Below are 14491 nucleotides of genomic sequence, written 5' to 3' on the forward strand. Positions count from 1 at the left end.
CTTAAGGGGTTAACAGGGATTGTTCGAACAGGACGATGCCTTGCATGAAGGCAATGCCGAGCGCGAACGAGGCGCTTTGGCCGCCGAGATGGCGGAAGCTGGAACGCTCGTGCAACACCGGGATCAGATCCGAAGCGGCGATGTAGATAAAGCCGCCGGCGGCCACCGGCAGCAACACCAGCAAGGACGATTCGGCGACTTGGCTGAGCAGCAGTGTGAACAAGGCACCCGGCAGTACGCTCAGCGAGCAGTAGAAGTTGTACAGCACCGCTTGCCGGGGCCGGTAGCCGCCGCGCAGCAAGGCGCCGACATCGCCGAGTTCCTGCGGCACTTCGTGGGCGACGATGGCCAGCGTGGTGGTCCATCCCAATATCGGGTCGGCTAAAAAGCTGCCGGCGATCAAAATGCCGTCCACGAAGTTGTGGATGGCGTCGCCGATCAGGTTCATTTTCGCCAGCGGTAAAATCTCGGCGCCGGGCCGGGTATCGACGTTGTGGTCGTGGCGCCAGCGCACCAGTTTTTCCAGCACGAAAAAGCCGAACACGCCGACCAGCACGGTCAAACACACGTCGCTGACCGAGCCGTGGCGGGCGACCGCATCCGGAATCAGATGAATGAAGGCGTCGCCGAGCAACACGCCGACCGCCAGCGCCACCAGAAACGGTACGATGCGTTTCAAGGTTTCCGCGGGCAGCCATAGCGCGAAGGCGCTGGACAACGAGCACAAGCTGACGGCGAGACTGGCGGCGATGGTGGCGAGATAAATAGTCATGGCGGCGTTACTCCTGGCGCGGTAAGGATCGGTATTCGCGATGTGTGCCGTAGACGAAATGAGCGAAACGGTCGGGCAGGATATGTGAAACAAAATGGGCTAACAGGATGCCGAGCACGAGCAAAAATGCGCCGGACAGTGCCCGTTTCGCCGTTTTTTCACTCTGCAAAGCCATGGTTATGCCCAGGATGGCCAGCACTTCCAGCCCAATTAGATGCAGGTAAGTGTCGGTATCGACCATGTTCTAATCCATCGCGTGTCGAGATAATCAGCCGAGAATGCCGCCGTCGCGATGCGACGGCGGCAAGTCGGTGCCAGCAAGCGAACAGGAGAATCCGCTGCCGCTGCTGGCCGACGCCGTAATCTCACCCTTGGGTAAGCTAACACGGCGTTGCATCGGGACTATGCCGACAGCGGCTTAGCTTTGCGTTTCAATCCCAGCAATCCGATCAGGCCGGAGCCGAACAGCCAGGCTGCGGCCGGCACCGGCACTGCTACCGGGGCGAAGTCGAAATAGAAACGGCCGGAATTGATGCTGGCGTCATTCAGGCCGACCAGACGAAATTCCGCCGTATAAGTGCCGGCCGGAACGTTGGCGGCAGTCCAGAAGATCGGCGCGAAGCCATCGTCGAGAAAGCTATCCAGGCTGATGGTGTCGCCGTTGGCAAACAGATTGGCGGTTTGGTGGTCGCCGACGAACAAACCGGCGGTGGCGGAAATCAGTTGCAAGCCGATAGCAGTATTGCCCAACAAGGTCGACCAGCGGTTGCCGCTGCTGCTGAACAGGATTTGTTCTTCGCTGCCGGTTTCGTGTCCGGCCAAACTGTCTACCCTGGCGAAGGTCAGGTTACCGTAGTCTTCCGACGAATTGTTTTGGGACGTAAGTTTGCCGCTATACAGGCTGCCGCTGCCCCAATTCAGCGCCAATGGCGCATCCAGCGAGGAAATTTCCGGAACGCGGTTGTTGGTATTGGTGTCGTTGGTCGTTGGCGATCCTGCCGGGCCACTGTATGCGTAGGCGCCGATGCCGTGGTAGTGGTCGCCGTGGTTTAACAGCAAGGTCAGATTGCCGTAATTGGGATTGGCAAGACCGTTGTAAGTACCCGAGGTGATGCCAGCTCTGCCGTCGATGCCGATGTAATAGCCGGCCAGACCGCTTTCGTGAGCTTGAGACTGAGCGGATACAGTCAACCCCATGCCAATCAGGGCGACCGATAACAGTTGGTTTTTTTTCATGGTATTGCCCTCCAAGGCAAAAGTCGGAAAAGTAGGCCGGCGCAGCGGATTGCATCGCCGGCGGGTGAAACCGTTACATTGCGCGTCATTCCGCGAACCAAAGCGGAAACGGATCTGCGTATTGGCGCCAAGCCGACGGTCCTGCCGCCAATTCCGCGTCGTTTAGCAGGCAGGCATCGAGTTCGCGACAGACTTGTTCGGCATCGACGTTTTGGCCGATGAACACCAGCTCCTGGCGGCAATCGCCATAGGGTTCTTGCCAATGTTCGCGAATGTCTTCCAGGTACTCTTCCGGCCATTGATCCTCCGGCACCGACGCCCACCAGCGCCCGGCCAGACCGTGGCGCATGATGCCGCCGGCTTGCGACCAGTTGCCGGCGTGCTCGGGTCTGGAAGCCAGCCAAAAAAAGCCTTTGGAGCGCAGTAGGGTGCCGTTTTCCCACTCGCCTTCGTGCAAATGCCGGTAAAAGCGTGTTGGGTGGAAAGGGCGGCGGGCAGAGTACACAAAGCTGCTGATGCCGTATTCTTCCGTCTCGGGAACATGCTCGCCGCGCAATTCCTTGAGCCAGCCGGGTGCCTGTTCGGCTTTTTCAAAATCGAATAGCCCGGTATTCAATACTTTGCCGAGGTCGACTTGACCCATGACTATCGGCACGATTTCGGCGTCGGGATTCAGGCTGTGCAAGATGGCCTTGAGGTTGACGATTTCGTCACTGCTGATCAGATCGATCTTGGAAATCAGGATCACGTTGGCGAATTCGATTTGATCGACCAGCAGGTCGGCGACATTGCGCTCGTCGTCTTCGCCCAAAGCCTCGCCGGCTTCCTTCAGACTCAGGGCTTCCTGGTAGTTGCGCATGAAGTTGACCGCGTCTACCACGGTTACCATGGTATCCAGTCGGGCGATGTCGGCCAGGCTGGCGCCGGTTTCGTCGCGAAAGGTGAAGGTTTCGGCGATCGGCAGCGGCTCGGCGATGCCGGTGGATTCGATCACCAAATAATCAAAGTGGCCGTCCCTGGCCAGGTTGCCGACCTCAATCAGCAAGTCCTCTCGCAGGGTGCAGCAAATACACCCGTTGCTCATTTCGACTAGTTTTTCCTGGCCACGATTCAGTTGCACCTCGTTTTTGACCAGCGCGGCGTCGATGTTGACTTCGCTCATGTCGTTGACGATCACAGCCACCCGCCGGTTTTCGCGGTTATTGAGAATATGATTCAGCAGCGTGGTTTTGCCGGCGCCGAGAAAGCCGGACAACACGGTGACAGGTAATTTGGATGCGGCGGATGGATTCGGTGTCATGGGTGTAGATGTTATATTATAACAATTGGAATTTCAAAAAAAGGCGCGTTTTCCGGCGCGCCTTTGTTAACGGGCTTGGATTTAATAGCTCAACCGAAACCCAACTTCGGCGCCGCGTCCCGCTTCCGGCGCGAAATTGCGCAGGTACGAAGTGGCGTTGCGGATGTTTTGGTCCAGCAGGTTGTTGCCTTTGGCGAACACCATCAGTTTGGCGTCGCTGGCGGCTTTGATCTGGTAATTGACGCCGACATTGAGCAGATAGTAACCGGCAGTCGAGGTCTCGAACTCGCCGACATGGGTTTGGTCGTCGGCCCGAGTCAGGCGCAGGTAGCTGGAGAGTTTGTCCCGGTTGTAGTCCAGCTGCAGGCCGTAACGCAGCGGCGGCATGCGCGGCACGTCGCCGCCATTCACGAATTGGCCGCGGGTGTAATCGCTGAACAAGCTCAGTTCCAGCAGACCGAGGTAGTTTTCCATCATAGGAAAAATCAGCTTGGCTTCATAGCCTTTGAAAATGGCGTCCTGCTGGCTGCTTTGCACGACGGGTTTGCAATCGACGGCGCAAGGGTTGCCGTCTTCGTCGACGAATTCGCCGGTACGGCGTTGGTAAATGTAATCGCTGGCCCAGTTGTGGAACAAATCGAGTTCGGCGCGCATCCAGTCGCTTTTAAAGCGGTAACCGAGATCCAAATTATAGGAAGTTTCTTCCTTCAAACTTAGGCGACCCATTTCAAAGCTGCGGGTGGCGTCGTGGTAACCGTTGGCTAGCAATTCCTGGACATTCGGCGCCCGCGACGAGCGGGTTATTGCCAGATTCACACTATTGCGGCTATCCAATTTCCACAAGGCCGACATCGAAGCGCTGACCGGTGTGTAACTCAGAGGCGTGAAGCCGTCCGGGTGGATGTCGGTTTGCTCGACGCGGGTGCCCAATTGGTAGGTGACCGGGCCAAGGTCGAAGGCTTCGACGCCGAACACGCCGTAGCTATAGGTGTCGGAACGCGGCACGATGCTGGCTCCGGTCAGTTTTTCGATGGCATTGAAGTCGCTGACCTGAGCTTGAAAACCCACGGCGCCGCGTAACGGGCCGATGTCGTGATGATTCAATTCGATTCGGCCTTCGTAGCTTTTGTTGGTGAAAAAGGCGCCGGGTTCGCCGTTCGCCACTTCGGTATGTTGGTAATCGGTGTAACCAAGGCGGGTGCGCAGGCTTTTGGCGAACGGCAGCGGGTTGTTCAGCTCGCTTTTGAAATCGTATTTGTTTTGCCGCATTGCGATTCTTACGGTTTCTTCGCCGGTGCCGTCCGGTGCGATGCCGTAGGTATTATTTAGGTTGTTGATCGAAACCCCGGCAAAACCGAAGTCGTCTACCCACGACAAACCTGCCGAGCCGCTGATCGCTTCGGCGCCGGTGTTGTTTAAATAGCCGCGCGGATTGTCGACGACTGCTAACGATGGATCCGTAATTCCTACCTTGGCGGTATCGATGCCCTGGCCACCAATGTCCATGTTGTTGCGGTGGCGATAAAAGCCGTCCACGTGGTAGGCGATGTGATCCTTGCTGCCTTCGACCTTCATCGTGGTGCTGGTTTCGTCGCTGGTCGAGTCGAAGCGTTGTTCAAGTGCCGCGTTCAAAGCTTTATCGAACGCTCTGCCCGGAATCCGGTTGTCGATGACGTTGACCACGCCGCCGATCGCGCCGCTGCCGTAGAGCAAGGTCGCCGGGCCGCGCAAGACTTCAATGCGTTCGGCCAGCAGAGGTTCGACGCTGGTGGCGTGGTCCGGGCTGATGGCCGAGACGTCGTTGGCGCCGATGCCGTTATTCAATACCCGCACCCGCGGGCCGGCCTGGCCGCGGATGACCGGTGTGCCGACGCCGGGGCCGAAGGATTGGCTGGAAATGCCCAACTCGTTTTTTAATGTATCACCGATGCTGTGACCGGTTTTCAGACGCAATTCGTCGTCGCTCAACACGGTGACCGGAGAACTGGCGTCGGCTTTGCTGACCGGCAGCGGTGCCGTGACGATGATTTCGTCCAGCTTGTTGTCCGTTTGGGTTTCTGCGTGCAGCAGGCTGGCGGGTAGCAGCAACAGAAAGGGCGACAATTTATTCATAACCAGAGTTGGACCAGGAAAGCGGGTCAAAAATGTTATATTGTTGCCATTGATTTTGCAACACTATAACAAAGCCACTTGCTGCGAAGTTTGAGTCTGTATGCCTCCGGCGCTTCAGGCAGATCAGGTCGGCGCTGTCTAAGCAGTCCGGCTATACAATGTCATTCCGTTATCGGCGCCGCGGAGGCTGGCGATTGAACGGCCACGGCCAGGGTATTGGCTGATTTCGCCACACACTCCGCCGTTTGCAAGGCGATTTCAAGTTCTTCGTTGGTCGCGATCACCATGACCGCAATCTCGGAGTCCGGCGGACTGACGATTGCGGCGGGTTTGGCCGGCGCGGCGTTCAGCGCCGGATCGACGGCGATGCCTAGGGCCGTCAGGCCGGCGCAGCAAGTCTGGCGCAGCCAGGCGTCGTTCTCGCCGATGCCGCCGGTGAATACCAGCGCATCGACCCGGCCCAGCACCGCGTAATAAGCGCCGATGTATTTCTTGATGCGGTAGGCGTACATCGCCAATGCCAGCTTGGCCGAGTCGTCGCCCGCTTCGGCGTTGGCATGGATCGCCCGCATGTCGTTTTCGCCGCAAACGCCGAGGCAACCGCTGGCTTTGTTGTAAAGCTGGTCGATCGCATCCAGTTCCATGCCCAGCGTGCGTGCCAGATAAAAGGCGATGGCCGGGTCGATGTCGCCGCAGCGGCTGCCCATCATCAAGCCTTCCAACGGCGTCATGCCCATCGAGGTATCGACGCTGATGCCGCCGGCAATTGCGGCAACGCTGGCGCCGTTGCCCAGGTGCAAGGTAATCAGATGGGTCTCCGACAACGGTTTGCCCAGGCAATTGGCCGCCTGTTTGGCAATGTAGGCGTGCGAGGTGCCGTGGAAGCCGTAGCGGCGCACGCCGTACTCGGTGTACAAACGGCCGGGTAAGGGGTAGCGGTAGGCGTAGTCCGGCAGCGTCTGGTGAAAGGCGGTATCGAACACCGCAACTTGCGGCACCGTGTCCAATAGCTGCAAGGTTGCTTCGATTCCCAGCAGGTTGGCGGGATTGTGCAGCGGTGCCAACGGACTGGCCGCTGCGATGTGGGCGATGACCTGACGGTCGATCAACGCCGGTTCGCGAAAGAATTCGCCGCCGTGGACGACGCGGTGGCCGACGGCGGCCAGTTCCCTCAAATCCGGTAGTACCGTTTCGGTTAACAGAGCGAATAGTGCTTGCAGCGCATCGCGGTGGTGATCGCAGCTCACTGGCTGTTGCAGTGGATCCGATGCGCCGATGCGATAGCGGTGGCTGGCGCCGGCTGCGCCGATGCGCTCTATCAAGCCGCTTAGCAATGCGGTTTGCCCGGCCATGTCGAACAGGCTGTATTTCAGCGACGAACTGCCAGCGTTTAGAACCAGAATTTTCATTTGGAGTCGATCACCCGTTTTTGCGGCGGAGGCGGCGAGTAGCGCTTATCCAAATCCCGGTCGATTTTCAAGGTCAAGCTCTCTACCGCTTTGCCGGTCAGACCGACATTCGGGCCTTTGGATTCGGTGATGTAATCGCCGATCAAACGGCCGTCGCTTACCCGTATCAGATGCGCCATCAGGTAGGCGAACAGAAAGCTGGGCTTATGCAGGCGACCGACCACAATGTAATCGGCATCGAAGCCCTTGCCCAGGGTCGCCGCGGCGTCGGCGTGGTCGAACAAGTAACCGACGCCGCTGTCCGCCGCTTTCCTCGATTCGGCCGGAATCTCGACGATTTGGTAACCGGCCGATTGTAACTCCTTGGCCAGTAACGGCTTGATCGAGGCGGTGCGGGCGATTTCGGCCGGGATGCCGGGCGCCAGCGTCAGGTCTTTTAACTCGAAATCGAGCACGGCGACTCGGGTTTCCGCTTCGGCCAGGGGGGCGGCCAACGCCAGCAACAGGGCAAAACAGCTGCGAATTATGGACATGATTTACCGCCCTCCTGAGCCTGAATTGCCGTGATAATCACGGTGTTGACGATGTCGGTGACGGTGCAGCCCCGGCTCAGGTCATTGACCGGCTTGTTCAGGCCTTGCAGAATCGGGCCGACCGCAATCGCGCCGGACGAGCGCTGCACCGCTTTGTAGGTATTGTTGCCGGTATTCAAGTCCGGGAAGATGAATACCGTGGCGCGGCCGGCGACCTGGCTGTCCGGCAATTTGGTTTTGGCGACGCTGGCGTCCACGGCGGCGTCATATTGCATCGGGCCTTCCAGCAGCAAATCCGGGCGTAACGCCTTGGCGATTTTCACCGCTTCGCGCACCTTGTCCACCGCTTCGCCCTTACCGGATTCGCCGGTCGAGTAGGACAGCATCGCGATGCGCGGTTCGATATTGAATATGCGCGCGGTTTCGGCGGCGTTGATCGCGATGTCCGCCAGTTGCGCGGCGTCCGGATTGGGAATCACCGCGCAGTCGCCGTAGACCAGTACCCGGTCCTCCAGACACATGAAAAAGATGCTGGAGACGATGGACGCACCGGGTTTGGTTTTAATAATCTCGAACGCCGGCCGGATCGTGTGTTGGGTGGAATGCACCGCGCCGGAGACCATGCCGTCGGCGTAACCCAGATGAATCATCAAGGTGCCGAAATAGCTGGGGTCGGCCATCAAGTCGTAAGCGGTGTCGTACAAGATGCATTTGTGTTTGCGCGCCTGGTAATAGGTTTCGGCAAACAACGGCCGCAGTTCGGAGCTGACCGGGTCGATGATGTTGACCGCATCCAGCTTTAACGCCATGCTCTGGATTTTTTGCCGAATCTCGCTCTCATTGCCCAGCAGCGTGATTTTAGCCACGTCACGTAACAGCAGAATTTCGGCGGCTAATAGAATCCGCTCCTCGTTGCCTTCCGGCAGCACGATGTGTTGCTTGCGGGCTTTGGCCCGTTGCAGCATGTCGTATTCGAACATCAGCGGCGTGGTTTTGTGGCCGACTTTGCTGCACAACCGCAGCCGCAGCTCGACCATGTTGATGTTGCTTTCGATCAGGCCCAAGGCCGCGGCGATCTTGCGCTCATCCTGCGAATGCAAGCTGGCCGGTACCTGGCTGACTTGCATCGCCGTGGTAAAGGTATCGGAATCGACCGCCAGCACTGCGAACGGGATGCCGCCCAGGCCGTCGATCAGTTTTTGCACTTGCGGCGGCGGTTGCTGGTGGCCGGTCAGAATCAAGCCGGCGATCTGCGGATAGCTGGCCGAACTGTAGGCCATGATGCTGGCCAACAGGATGTCGGAACGATCGCCCGGGGTGATGATCAGATCGCCGGTTTCGACGTAATCCAGAAAATCCGGAATCAGCATCGCCGCAACCTTGTAGTGGTAGACTTCGCGACTCATCGTCGCGGCCTCGCCGCACAGTACTCTAGCGCCCAGGGCTTTGGCGATGTTGCCGACGCTGGGTTTTTCCAACGAGGCTTCGGCCGGGACCAGGTAAATCGGGAAATCCTTGGCAGAGTTCAGGTCGTGGCGCAGGCCGGCCAATTGGTTACCGGCTACGCCCATCACGACGCTGGCTAGCAGCTCGCAATCGTTCTCGTGCAAGGAGTGTTTCAAACTGGCGATGCTGCTCAGCAGTTGTTCGTTACTGCGGTTTTGGCCTTGAATCACCGGCATGATCAAGCAGCCCAGGTTATTGGCGACGTCGGCGTTGAAGTCGAATTCGAATACCGCATTGCCGTGGCTGTAATCGGAGCCGACGCACAGTACGTGCAGGCATTGCCGCTTCAAGGCCCGGAATTTGCCGAGAATGGTTTTGACCAGTTCGTCGTATTGTTCGCTGGCCAGCAATTCGCGGGCTTCGGCGCTGGTACAGCCGTACATCGCGGTGTGCGGTACGTTGACCGGGTAGCGGTGGCTGATGAACTGGATTAAATCGTCCTTATCCGGCGTGCTGTGGATAATCGGCCGGAAGAAGCCGATATTGTCGGCCAGGCCGGACAGCATTTCCATCATCGCCAGCATCACCAGCGTTTTGCCGTTACCTTCGTCGAGGCTGGCGATGTAAATGTCTTGGGCAAAACAGGCGGCGTCGGTCGTGGAATTCATGGTCGTTGCGGATGGCTGTTTACGCTAAAGTCTAAACCAGTACGGCGATGGCGTCAGAAACTTTACCCGCTTACTCGATTGCAGGCCTAGTAGTAATTTCCGCGAGCGGGCGCGGTTTGTTCGATACTCGAAATTAATCTCGATTAATCTGCAAGCTTGGCTTTAGTGGCTATACTACTAGCCGGGCGCAGGGAATTACCAACCAACAGCGATGGCGAAATTTACCGTTTACTTCAAAGATAAAGCAATCCACACAGGCGTTTTTGATTCCGGCATCGTCCGTATCGGCCGTGACGAAACCAACGATTTGGTGGTGGATAGCTTGGCGGTGGCGCCGGCGCATGCCGTGGTCGTGATCAAAAACGGCAGTTGCGTGATGAAGCAAATGAACGAGAAGTTTCCGCTGGTGGTGAACAATCAGCCGACCAAGGAATGTCATTTGCAAAACAACGACATCATCAACATCGGCAAACACTACATCGTTTACCACACGATAGACGAGTTTCCGGAAACAGTGCTGGTCAGTTCGTTGGGGAATTCGACCGATGCCGATCTTCAGGCCTTGAACGAAAAACTCGAGGAAACGGTAAAAACGCCCGACGCCAGCCTGCAAGTTCTGAACGGAGTCCATATCGGCCGTATCTTGCCTTTAAAAAAAGCCATGACCCGGCTCGGTCACGAGGGGGCTGGCATTGTCGTCATCGCCCGGCGCAAGGATGGCTACTATTTGTCGGCCTTGCAGGGTCACGACGGGCTTGCGGTGAACAATGAGCCTTTGGGCGATCGTACCGTGCATTTGCAAAACAACGACGTGGTCGTGGTCGACCATACTTCCATGCAATTTTTCCTGGATTAGGCGCATGAGCGAAAAAACCGAAGAAAAACGCCGCTTTCACCGAATTTTCTATCATGCCGACGCCCAAGTGGCAGCGACCGGCGGCCAGTCTCAGAGTTGCAAGATTGTCGATTTGTCGTTGCGCGGCTGTCTACTGGAACTGTCTGCGCCGCTGGCCGAGATCAGCGACCAGTCTTACGAGCTGACATTCGAATTGTCGCCGGAAGCCGTGATTCGGATGGAAATCGTGGCAACGCATACGGAAGGCAATCTGGCCGGATTCCGCTGTGCGCATATCGATATCGACAGCATTTCCTTATTACGGCGTCTGGTGGAGTTGAATCTGGGCGACAGCGAACTGCTGGAACGCGAGCTGTCGGCGCTGGGTAATTTTTCCTAAGGTCTGCGGTTACGGTTTAGAACAGTCCCGCCAGCCACAAACGGGCTCTGATGCCCCATTCCGAGGTATAACCGGCCGTGGCGAATACGATGCTGCCGTTCCGGTCGGTGAAAAACAGGGCCGGCACGGCTTTGACGCCGTAACGCTGGCCAATTTCGCCGCCGTTGTCGTTGACGACCGGCCAATTCAAATTCTTGTCCTGCAGATAGCTTTGCAGTTTGGCGTCGTCGCCGGACCGTATCGCGACGGTCGCCAGCGGATGATCTTTGCCGACCTGCGTCACCGAATTTTGCATGCTACGGCAGACCCCGCACCATTCCGCCCAGAAATAAATCAAGGCCGGCCGCTTGCCGAGCGCCTGCAAGGCGGCTTCGCCGTTCAGCGCGGTTTGCGTAATCGACGGTGGTGTGCCGGTGACTAAATCCCGATGCGCCAGAAATTGGCCGCCGAAAATAAACAGCGCGGCGAACAGGTAAAACGCCCATTCCTTTTTCGGCATCACAAACCCCGCATCAAGCTGGCGCCGTGCTGCTTCAGCCACAAGCGGCGCTGGCGGTAATCCGGCACATGTTCGGCCACCAACGCCCAAAACGCGGCGGAGTGGTTTCTGTGGCGGATATGGCACAACTCGTGAACCACTACGTATTCCAAAGCCGCCGGCGGTGCCAGCAGCAACAGCCAATTCAGGTTGATGTCGTTGTCCGGGCCGCAACTACCCCAGCGGCTTTTTTGGGTTTTGATGCGGATGCTGCGCGGGTACAAGCCGTGGCGCGGCGCGTGAATGTCTATGAAGCGTTGCGCCTGCTGGCGGGCCTGGCTTTTCATCCAGCGGATCAAGGCTTGGCGGACCAGTTCGGAATGCTGGTCGGGTGCAATGCCGGCCGGCAATTTGGCGCAAAACCAGGCGTCGTCGTGCAAATCAAAACGCGGGGTTTTGTTGTGGCTGGTTTCGATGCGCAGCGGCAGCAGCCGGCCGAGATAGGGAATGGCGATGCCGTCGCGGTAACTGGCCGGCGCCAATGTCGGTACCTCGCGGGTTTTGGCGGCGACCCGGCGCAACGCCGACTCGATCCAGTCCCGTTGCGCCAGCACGAAGCTGTGAATGTTGCGTTCCGAAACCTTGGGCGGGGCTACCACTTCGATTTGGCCGGCTTTGACCACGATACGGGTATGTTTGGCGCGGCTACTGCGGCGCAGGGTATAACTTGGGGCGTTCAAAAAGGCGATTCCAACATTCTAGACTTGAGTTCGGTCCACAGGCTTAACCGGTCCGAACCGCCGACATGTTGCCCGGAACCCCGGCTTTTGGCAAGCCATAAACCGGTACCGTTGAAGCTATAGACCGGCTGCAGATCGCTGCGTTGCGTGGCCGGCAGAATCGCCGGTTTCAGATTGTCCAGCACCAGCGGCGGCGAGCGCATCGATTCGAAATAGGTCAGTACCATGTGGGCCTGGTTCAGTTCCAAGGCCTTGACGTAAGTGATGCGCAGTTTGCTTTCGTCGACGCCCATTTCCACCAGCGTGAAATATTTGGCGATTGAGTAATCCTCGCAATCGCCGGCCCCCTTGGCCAGAAACTCGGTCGGCGTTGCCCAATAATCGATTTTGTTCCACAGCATAATGTCGTCGACAAACTCGACATTGCGATTGAAGAAATCGTTGACCCGGCGCAATTTCTCGGTATCCGACCAATCTTTGCCGGTTTCGATCAGGTTTTGCCAATCGACGAAGCGCTGCCGGGCTGCAGCGCCGTATTTATTGCCGACTTTGTCCAGCAATTCTTCATCGAAAAACAGGCTGCCGGCCAGGGCGATGCCGCAGCATAGGCTGACGGCAAAAACGGCGAGAGCGGCGAGGTGGGAGCGGCCGGTGTTAACGGCTGGCACCGGCGATGCCTATGCCGCGCAGGGCGGCAAAGTCGGAATCGGCTTGCACGTTTTCGGCCAGCACCGAAATATCCAGCAAAGCCGCCATTTCGGCAATGGTTTGCACGAAAGCGTGGGTTTGCTGCGAGTCGGCGATGCCGTTGCCGATATCCCGCGCCAGCCGGATGTAGTCCGGTTTCAGTTGTTTGATCAACTCGGCCGACATCGATTGGGTTTCGAAGCGTTTGATCATGACTCTGGCGCCGCATTGGTGCACCACCTCGATAAAGGCCTTGTAAGCCTCGATGTCTTTGACTACTGCGTAGGCCGACAAGCTGAACACCAGATATTTGGCCGCGCCGGCATTGCGCTGAATCAAGCGTTCCAGCCAGACCCGGAAGTCGCCGTTCTTGATGGTGCGGGTCGAGACGTTGACGGCAATCGCATGCTCGACGTGGTTATGCAGAATATGGTCGATCACCATGCCGATCACGCCTTTGTCCAGATCGACGATTTTGGCGAATTTTTCGGCAATCGAAATGAACGGGCCGATCGCTACCAGTTCGCCTTGTCGGTCGTGGACCTGAATGAAGGCTTCCTCCATCATCAGCTCGCCGTGTTTCATGCCGTGGATCGGGCCGATGTACCAGATCGAATAAGCGGTGTTGTCCACGCAATCGAACACCAGTTCCTTCCAGGTGGCGATGTCGCGGGCGAAATTGTCGCTGCTGCGGATGAAATAACTGTTGGCGCCGATCAAATGGGCTTGTTCGTAGGCTTCGTGGGCGGCTTCCAACATGCTTTCGCTGGTAGTCAGCGGATTGAACGCTACCACGCCGATATGGGCCAGATCGGCCTTTTGGTATTGCTCGCCCAGTTCGCCCAGGCGGTTGCTCAGCGTTTTAGCCAGCAATTCGATTTGCGGCCGGTCTGCGGTTTTGACCAATAGAGCGAATTCGGCGCCGTAGAAACGGTAGGCTTTGCCGGCGTCGCTACCAGCTGTCGCGGCGACGTGTTCCAGGGTGGCGGCGACGGCTTTGATGAAGCGGTCGACGGCATCGCTATCGAGTTCTTTGACCAATTCCAGCAAACCGTCGATTTTAACCAGCACGATAAACGCTTCGGCTTCTTCCAGGGCCAGGTGCTTGATGTCGGTCTCGAACACCGACTTTTTGTAGAGGCCGGTCAGGTCGTCGCGCAACAGGCTGGCGCCCATGCTGTCCAGCTTGCCGTGCAGCCCGGCGATGGTGGTTTTGATTTTTTGCGACATCGTGTTCATCGACATCGCCACGTTACGCACCTCGCGGGTCCAGGGCAGTTCGGCAATGCTCTCGAACTGGCCGTCGCTGATCTGCCGGGCCAGTTGATCGATCCGCGACAGCGACGCCAAGGTAAAGCGCAAGGTCAGTGCCAGCAGGCCGATCGAAACGATGAACGCCGCCAGCGAATAATAAAAGCCGGATTTGGCTTGTTCGTACAGTTTTAAATAGCCGTAGCCGGAATTGACGGTGACGTAGATCACGCCGCTCAGATTCCAGCCGGAGCTGATCTCGCTTTCGGCGGTCGCGGAAGTCATCGGCAGCAGTTCCATGAACCAGTCCGGCACGCCTGCCACCGCCTTGTCGCTGACCAGCGCCACCAATTCCTTATTTTCGGCGTCGACTAAACGGATTTCCTTGTAATAACCCATGTCGAAAATCGCCTTCATCATGGTCTCGATGACCGGGTCCTTGTCGTTGGCCATGTAGGGGCTCAACGAAAGGCCCAGCGAGGTCGCGGTATCCTGGGCGTGGTTTTTGGATTCGCCTTCCAGATAATCCTTGATGTTATTGACGCTGAGCGCGAAATTGACGCTGAAAATCATCAGGAACAGCGCCGAAATCAGAATTAACAGTTGTTTGGATAACGACATGGC

The 14491-nt window shown here is 57.7% G+C and carries 15 protein-coding genes; 2 read left to right on the plus strand and 13 right to left on the minus strand.

What is annotated here, in order from left to right; all coding sequences use genetic code 11:
• Position 1: 1 nt before the first annotated feature.
• From PL263_RS00400 to pta, 9 genes are all read right to left on the minus strand, one after another.
• Entirely contained in the window at positions 2 to 772 is a 771-nt protein-coding gene (locus PL263_RS00400; RefSeq protein ID WP_278211166.1) for a ZIP family metal transporter, read from the minus strand.
• 7 nt (positions 773 to 779) lie between these two features.
• Positions 780 to 1013, minus strand: a complete 234-nt coding sequence (locus PL263_RS00405; protein WP_278211167.1) for a hypothetical protein — start codon at positions 1011 to 1013, stop codon at positions 780 to 782.
• A gap of 27 nt (positions 1014 to 1040) precedes the next feature.
• Positions 1041 to 1169, minus strand: coding sequence for a hypothetical protein (locus PL263_RS00410; protein WP_278211168.1), 129 nt, complete (start codon positions 1167 to 1169; stop codon positions 1041 to 1043).
• Positions 1170 to 1174: 5 nt separating this feature from the next.
• Positions 1175 to 2008 (minus strand): all3515 family Zur-repressed PEP-CTERM protein, encoded by an 834-nt coding sequence (locus PL263_RS00415; RefSeq protein ID WP_278211170.1) that lies wholly within the window; start codon positions 2006 to 2008, stop codon positions 1175 to 1177.
• Between the two features lie 85 nt (positions 2009 to 2093).
• Positions 2094 to 3308 (minus strand): zinc metallochaperone GTPase ZigA, encoded by a 1215-nt coding sequence (zigA, locus tag PL263_RS00420; protein ID WP_278211171.1) that lies wholly within the window; start codon positions 3306 to 3308, stop codon positions 2094 to 2096.
• 81 nt (positions 3309 to 3389) lie between these two features.
• On the minus strand, positions 3390 to 5420 hold the full coding sequence (locus tag PL263_RS00425; protein ID WP_278211172.1) for a TonB-dependent receptor: 2031 nt from the start codon (positions 5418 to 5420) through the stop codon (positions 3390 to 3392).
• A 161-nt stretch (positions 5421 to 5581) separates the two neighbouring features.
• Positions 5582 to 6829 carry an acetate kinase gene (locus PL263_RS00430; protein WP_278211173.1) on the minus strand — a complete coding sequence of 416 codons (1248 nt, stop codon included), beginning with the start codon at positions 6827 to 6829 and terminating at the stop codon, positions 5582 to 5584.
• On the minus strand, positions 6826 to 7362 hold the full coding sequence (locus PL263_RS00435; RefSeq protein ID WP_278211174.1) for a DUF2380 domain-containing protein: 537 nt from the start codon (positions 7360 to 7362) through the stop codon (positions 6826 to 6828). Before PL263_RS00435 ends, PL263_RS00430 begins: the two co-directional genes overlap by 4 nt.
• Positions 7353 to 9476, minus strand: coding sequence for a phosphate acetyltransferase (gene pta / locus PL263_RS00440; protein WP_278211175.1), 2124 nt, complete (start codon positions 9474 to 9476; stop codon positions 7353 to 7355). The genes PL263_RS00435 and pta overlap by 10 nt, the downstream gene beginning before the upstream one ends.
• A 211-nt stretch (positions 9477 to 9687) precedes the next feature.
• Between pta and PL263_RS00445 the strand changes: the two genes are divergently transcribed.
• Together PL263_RS00445 and PL263_RS00450 are read left to right on the plus strand one after the other, a co-directional pair.
• Positions 9688 to 10332 (plus strand): FHA domain-containing protein, encoded by a 645-nt coding sequence (locus PL263_RS00445; RefSeq protein ID WP_140911070.1) that lies wholly within the window; start codon positions 9688 to 9690, stop codon positions 10330 to 10332.
• Between the two features lie 4 nt (positions 10333 to 10336).
• A complete protein-coding gene (locus tag PL263_RS00450; RefSeq protein ID WP_278211176.1) occupies positions 10337 to 10711 on the plus strand; it encodes a PilZ domain-containing protein in 375 nt (124 codons plus the stop codon).
• A gap of 16 nt (positions 10712 to 10727) precedes the next feature.
• Here PL263_RS00450 and PL263_RS00455 read toward each other — a convergent pair whose 3' ends face one another.
• Genes PL263_RS00455 through PL263_RS00470 form a run of 4 tightly spaced genes read right to left on the minus strand, consistent with a single transcriptional unit; the run spans position 10728 to position 14488 of the window.
• Complete coding sequence (locus tag PL263_RS00455; RefSeq protein ID WP_278211177.1) at positions 10728 to 11210, minus strand: protein disulfide oxidoreductase; 483 nt, start codon at positions 11208 to 11210, stop codon at positions 10728 to 10730.
• Positions 11210 to 11929, minus strand: coding sequence for a SprT family zinc-dependent metalloprotease (locus PL263_RS00460; RefSeq protein ID WP_278211179.1), 720 nt, complete (start codon positions 11927 to 11929; stop codon positions 11210 to 11212). Before PL263_RS00460 ends, PL263_RS00455 begins: the two co-directional genes overlap by 1 nt.
• Positions 11926 to 12597, minus strand: coding sequence for a transglutaminase-like cysteine peptidase (locus PL263_RS00465; protein ID WP_278211181.1), 672 nt, complete (start codon positions 12595 to 12597; stop codon positions 11926 to 11928). Before PL263_RS00465 ends, PL263_RS00460 begins: the two co-directional genes overlap by 4 nt.
• Positions 12584 to 14488, minus strand: coding sequence for a LapD/MoxY N-terminal periplasmic domain-containing protein (locus tag PL263_RS00470; protein ID WP_278211182.1), 1905 nt, complete (start codon positions 14486 to 14488; stop codon positions 12584 to 12586). Before PL263_RS00470 ends, PL263_RS00465 begins: the two co-directional genes overlap by 14 nt.
• Positions 14489 to 14491: the final 3 nt, after the last annotated feature.

It is taken from the genome of Methylomonas sp. EFPC3 (assembly GCF_029643245.1).
Classification (GTDB): domain Bacteria; phylum Pseudomonadota; class Gammaproteobacteria; order Methylococcales; family Methylomonadaceae; genus Methylomonas; species Methylomonas koyamae_B.

What these genes read in the sequence shown, in the direction of transcription:
- PL263_RS00425 (WP_278211172.1), bottom strand. Translation starts at nt 5,420, where the DNA reads ATGAATAAATTGTCGCCCTTTCTGTTGCTGCTACCCGCCAGCCTGCTG.
- PL263_RS00415 (WP_278211170.1), bottom strand. Translation starts at nt 2,008, where the DNA reads ATGAAAAAAAACCAACTGTTATCGGTCGCCCTGATTGGCATGGGGTTG.
- PL263_RS00430 (WP_278211173.1), bottom strand. Translation starts at nt 6,829, where the DNA reads ATGAAAATTCTGGTTCTAAACGCTGGCAGTTCGTCGCTGAAATACAGC.
- PL263_RS00470 (WP_278211182.1), bottom strand. Translation starts at nt 14,488, where the DNA reads ATGTCGTTATCCAAACAACTGTTAATTCTGATTTCGGCGCTGTTCCTG.
- PL263_RS00450 (WP_278211176.1), top strand. Translation starts at nt 10,337, where the DNA reads ATGAGCGAAAAAACCGAAGAAAAACGCCGCTTTCACCGAATTTTCTAT.
- zigA (WP_278211171.1), bottom strand. Translation starts at nt 3,308, where the DNA reads ATGACACCGAATCCATCCGCCGCATCCAAATTACCTGTCACCGTGTTG.
- PL263_RS00410 (WP_278211168.1), bottom strand. Translation starts at nt 1,169, where the DNA reads ATGCAACGCCGTGTTAGCTTACCCAAGGGTGAGATTACGGCGTCGGCC.
- PL263_RS00400 (WP_278211166.1), bottom strand. Translation starts at nt 772, where the DNA reads ATGACTATTTATCTCGCCACCATCGCCGCCAGTCTCGCCGTCAGCTTG.
- PL263_RS00435 (WP_278211174.1), bottom strand. Translation starts at nt 7,362, where the DNA reads ATGTCCATAATTCGCAGCTGTTTTGCCCTGTTGCTGGCGTTGGCCGCC.
- PL263_RS00405 (WP_278211167.1), bottom strand. Translation starts at nt 1,013, where the DNA reads ATGGTCGATACCGACACTTACCTGCATCTAATTGGGCTGGAAGTGCTG.
- PL263_RS00455 (WP_278211177.1), bottom strand. Translation starts at nt 11,210, where the DNA reads ATGCCGAAAAAGGAATGGGCGTTTTACCTGTTCGCCGCGCTGTTTATT.
- pta (WP_278211175.1), bottom strand. Translation starts at nt 9,476, where the DNA reads ATGAATTCCACGACCGACGCCGCCTGTTTTGCCCAAGACATTTACATC.
- PL263_RS00445 (WP_140911070.1), top strand. Translation starts at nt 9,688, where the DNA reads ATGGCGAAATTTACCGTTTACTTCAAAGATAAAGCAATCCACACAGGC.